Annotated in this window: 4 protein-coding genes; 1 reads left to right on the top strand and 3 read right to left on the bottom strand. The window is 68.8% G+C overall.

The annotated features are described in order from the left end of the window. Positions 1-146: 146 nt before the first annotated feature. From B1964_RS17135 to B1964_RS17145, 3 genes are all read right to left on the bottom strand, one after another. Positions 147-455, bottom strand: coding sequence for a type VII secretion target (locus B1964_RS17135; protein ID WP_006370374.1), 309 nt, complete (start codon positions 453-455; stop codon positions 147-149). Positions 456-561: 106 nt separating this feature from the next. Continuing rightward, positions 562-891, bottom strand: a complete 330-nt coding sequence (locus B1964_RS17140) for a hypothetical protein (RefSeq protein ID WP_079930624.1) — start codon at positions 889-891, stop codon at positions 562-564. A 5-nt stretch (positions 892-896) separates the two neighbouring features. Further along, a complete protein-coding gene (locus B1964_RS17145; protein WP_079930622.1) occupies positions 897-1,244 on the bottom strand; it encodes a hypothetical protein in 348 nt (115 codons plus the stop codon). 414 nt (positions 1,245-1,658) lie between these two features. On the opposite strand from B1964_RS17145, the gene B1964_RS17150 reads away from it, so the two are divergent. Continuing rightward, on the top strand, positions 1,659-3,194 hold the full coding sequence (locus tag B1964_RS17150; RefSeq protein WP_079930623.1) for a MinD/ParA family protein: 1,536 nt from the start codon (positions 1,659-1,661) through the stop codon (positions 3,192-3,194). Positions 3,195-3,219: the final 25 nt, after the last annotated feature.

Consider the following 3,219-nt stretch of genomic DNA (forward strand, 5'->3'; position numbering starts at 1 on the left):
CCCCAACCCCGCCAGCACGTCGCCGACCGGCCGGTCGAGGATCGGTCCGAGCGGTGTCGCCGTGATCATGTCGTTGACCGACATCTCGGTGAGCGCCGGGAGAGCGGGCGGCCCGGAGGTGGGCTGCGCGGAAGTGGACGGTTGACTCACAGCACCGACCGCAGGGTGGCAGCGGAGGCGGCGTCGACGGCTTCGAACTCGGCGAGGCCGCCGAGTGCGCTCGCCGCTGTCGCCGCGTGGACGGCGGCCAGATTGCCCACCGCGAACAGATGATTGGCCTGTGCGGCAATGAATGCCGCGAGGAATTCTTGCCCGATCAGTCCGAACACGGGGATCATGACCGCCGTGTTCGCGGCGGCGTTGACCGACCCGGCCGCGGCCACCGCGGTACCGATCGCGGCGTTGGTCGCCGCGAAGCCCTCGAGGACCTCCGGTGTCACCGTCACATGATTCATGCTCTCCCCCTTGCCCTGTCATCTACTGCCATGTCATCTACAGCCACGTCATCTACAGCCACGTCGTCAACTTCCGTCACGCTCGTCGATGTCACCGCGCGGTCGGTCACCGCGACCCGTCCGGCCGCGACTGCACCAACTCCGCGAATGACGCGGTGAAGTCCTCGGTCATCGCGGCTCGTCGGGCGAATGCTCGCTGGGCGGCGAGCATGGCCGTCGCCACGATCCCGGAGCCGAGGCGGGCGCCACCGAGCTCGCCTGCCCCATCGGCGAGCCACAGCCCCGTCATCGTCCCGGATCCATCGACCTCCACGGTGATCAGATCGTCTGCGGAGCTCTCCCGGACCCGGATCCGCGCCAGCTCGTCGGAGAAGTCGTGTAGACGGCCCAGTTGGGTGGTCGCGCGGGATTCGAGTTCGTCCATCGCCCAGTTCATCGCACTCACACCGACCTGAGCCAGGAGGCGGGGGCGTCGGCCTCGTCGTCGTCGCGCAGCTCGGCGCCGGCCAGATCGTCGGGCCTGGGCAGACCGAGCGACTCGACCACCTCCGACGGCGTCCCGGAATCGAGCAGCCGGGCGCGCAGCCGGATCGCCGAAGCCATCGCCGACTGTTGACACAGTCGAAGGACGTCGTCGGCCACGGCCTGGGGGTGTTTGCGCAGCTGGGTGTCGTCGATACGCACCGCCAGCGGCAGGCCCGCCAGCGTTGTGATCACCGAGATCGCCCCGTCTCGCGATCGCGCCGAGGATGTCTCCTCGACTCCACCACCGAGATCCTCGCCGGTCATTGGCCCTCCCCCACGTCAGTTACTCCCTGTACCGCAGCGGCATCCGCTCCGCCGCTGATGTGCGATGTCCTGATTTGACGCAGCGAGAGCGGTCAGGGTTCCCACTCGACCGGAACTTTTTCGACCGTTGCCGATGACCTCCGCTGACGGTGTTGAGATGATGCCACAGATCACATGCGGTGTCCGGTTTGCGCGTGATGTCTGGGGATAACCACGGAGTCGTCGGCGCCCTCTTGCTGTCGCGGGCCTCGTCCGACGCTCCGTCGTCTCCGGCCCCGACCCGGATCGTTGCTCGGTGTGACGCTCACCATTCACGATCCGACACCCATGGGTACACTGCCCAGCGTGGTGACGTCCGTCCCGCGGAGCAGGCGGACTCCAGGTCACCGGGAATCACCTTTGCAGGGGGAATCGATGACGCACGAGAACACCGGACATCCGGCGGCGATGATGCCCGCAACCCCACCATGGTTGCAGTTCGCACCTCCCGAGGACGCGACGCCGCCCGGCAATGCACCGACCGAACCCGCACACGGAACCGAAGCGCCGGGCGAGGCCGTTGCCGGGTTCGGCGCCGACCGACAACCGATTCCCCCGTCGCCGACCGACGGAGCACCCGCCGGCGCAGCACACGCCGGGCCGGCCCCCACCGATGCAGCACCGGAGCACCCGGCACCGCCGAACGCTTCCACTCCGGCGGCGCCGGCACCGCCGCCGCAGTCGCACCAGGCACCGTTTCCCCCGGCAAACGGATACCAGACACCCCGGTACGAGGCACCGCAGCCACCCCAGCACAACCAACCCGCACCGGGATACCCCTACGCGCCCAACGGGTTCGACCCGTCGACGCAGGGGTACACGCCCGGCCCCATGCCAACCGGACCCACCCCGCCCGGACCCGTGCCCTCAGGTCCGGCCCCCGGCGCACCGACGCCCCCGCACATGCCGCCCGCGCCGCCGGACAACGGCTACGCCCAGCCGATGGGATTCGGGTCGCCGGCGCCTCAACAGGGACCGGCGCTCGACGAGGTCGCCCTGCTGCGCAAGGCTCGTCGAGCCCCTGCCCGCGGGTGGCGGCGGGCGGTGCACACCATCTCGGCCGGCACCATCAATCCCGGCGACTCCGCCACCGAGATCCGGTACCAGCAGCTCCTCGAGCGGTTGCGCCGACCGGTTCGCGGAGATTACCGCATCGCGGTGCTCTCCCTGAAGGGCGGTGTCGGAAAGACCACCACGACAGTCGGTTTGGGCTCGACCTTCGCCTCGCTGCGCGGCGACCGGGTGATCGCCGTCGACGCCAACCCCGATCTGGGGACACTGGCTCAGCGTGTCCCGCAGCAGACGGCGTCGACGGTGCGCAATCTGCTCTCCGACGACAACGTCTACCGCTACAGCGATGTGCGCGCCCACACCTCACAGGCACCGTCGCGTCTGGAAGTACTTGCCTCCGAACGGGACCCGGCGATGGCCGAAGCATTCAGCGAGGACGAGTACCGCGGTGTGGTCACCATCCTCCAACGCTTCTACAACATCATCATCACCGACTGCGGAACCGGCCTGAGCCACTCGGCGATGAACGGCGTGCTCGACCTGGCGAACGCCATCATCCTGGTCTCGTCGCCTGCGCTGGACGGCGCCCGTAGCGCCTCGGCCACACTCGATTGGCTCGAGGCCCATGGATACGGTCACCTGGTGTCGCGCGCGGTCGTCGTACTCAGCTCGTCGCGCCCGGGGTCATCGACCATCGACACCGATCAATTGGGTCAGCACTTCCTGACACGATGCCGTGCGGTGCAGACGATTCCGTTCGACGACCATCTCGCCGAGGGCGCCGACGTCGATCTCGAGCTCGTCGGCAAGCCCACCCGTTTGGCGTTCGTCGAGCTCGCCGCGACCATCGCCGACGAGTTCGCGCCGACGGTTCGCCGCGAGGAACCGTTCTACGGCTGAACCGGGCCGGACACGCCCCGGGCGC

This window comes from Gordonia sp. i37 (assembly GCF_002043085.1).
Classification (GTDB): Bacteria; Actinomycetota; Actinomycetes; order Mycobacteriales; family Mycobacteriaceae; genus Gordonia; species Gordonia polyisoprenivorans.

What these genes read in the sequence shown, in the direction of transcription:
- B1964_RS17135 (WP_006370374.1), bottom strand. Translation starts at nt 455, where the DNA reads ATGAATCATGTGACGGTGACACCGGAGGTCCTCGAGGGCTTCGCGGCG.
- B1964_RS17150 (WP_079930623.1), top strand. Translation starts at nt 1,659, where the DNA reads ATGACGCACGAGAACACCGGACATCCGGCGGCGATGATGCCCGCAACC.
- B1964_RS17145 (WP_079930622.1), bottom strand. Translation starts at nt 1,244, where the DNA reads ATGACCGGCGAGGATCTCGGTGGTGGAGTCGAGGAGACATCCTCGGCG.
- B1964_RS17140 (WP_079930624.1), bottom strand. Translation starts at nt 891, where the DNA reads ATGAACTGGGCGATGGACGAACTCGAATCCCGCGCGACCACCCAACTG.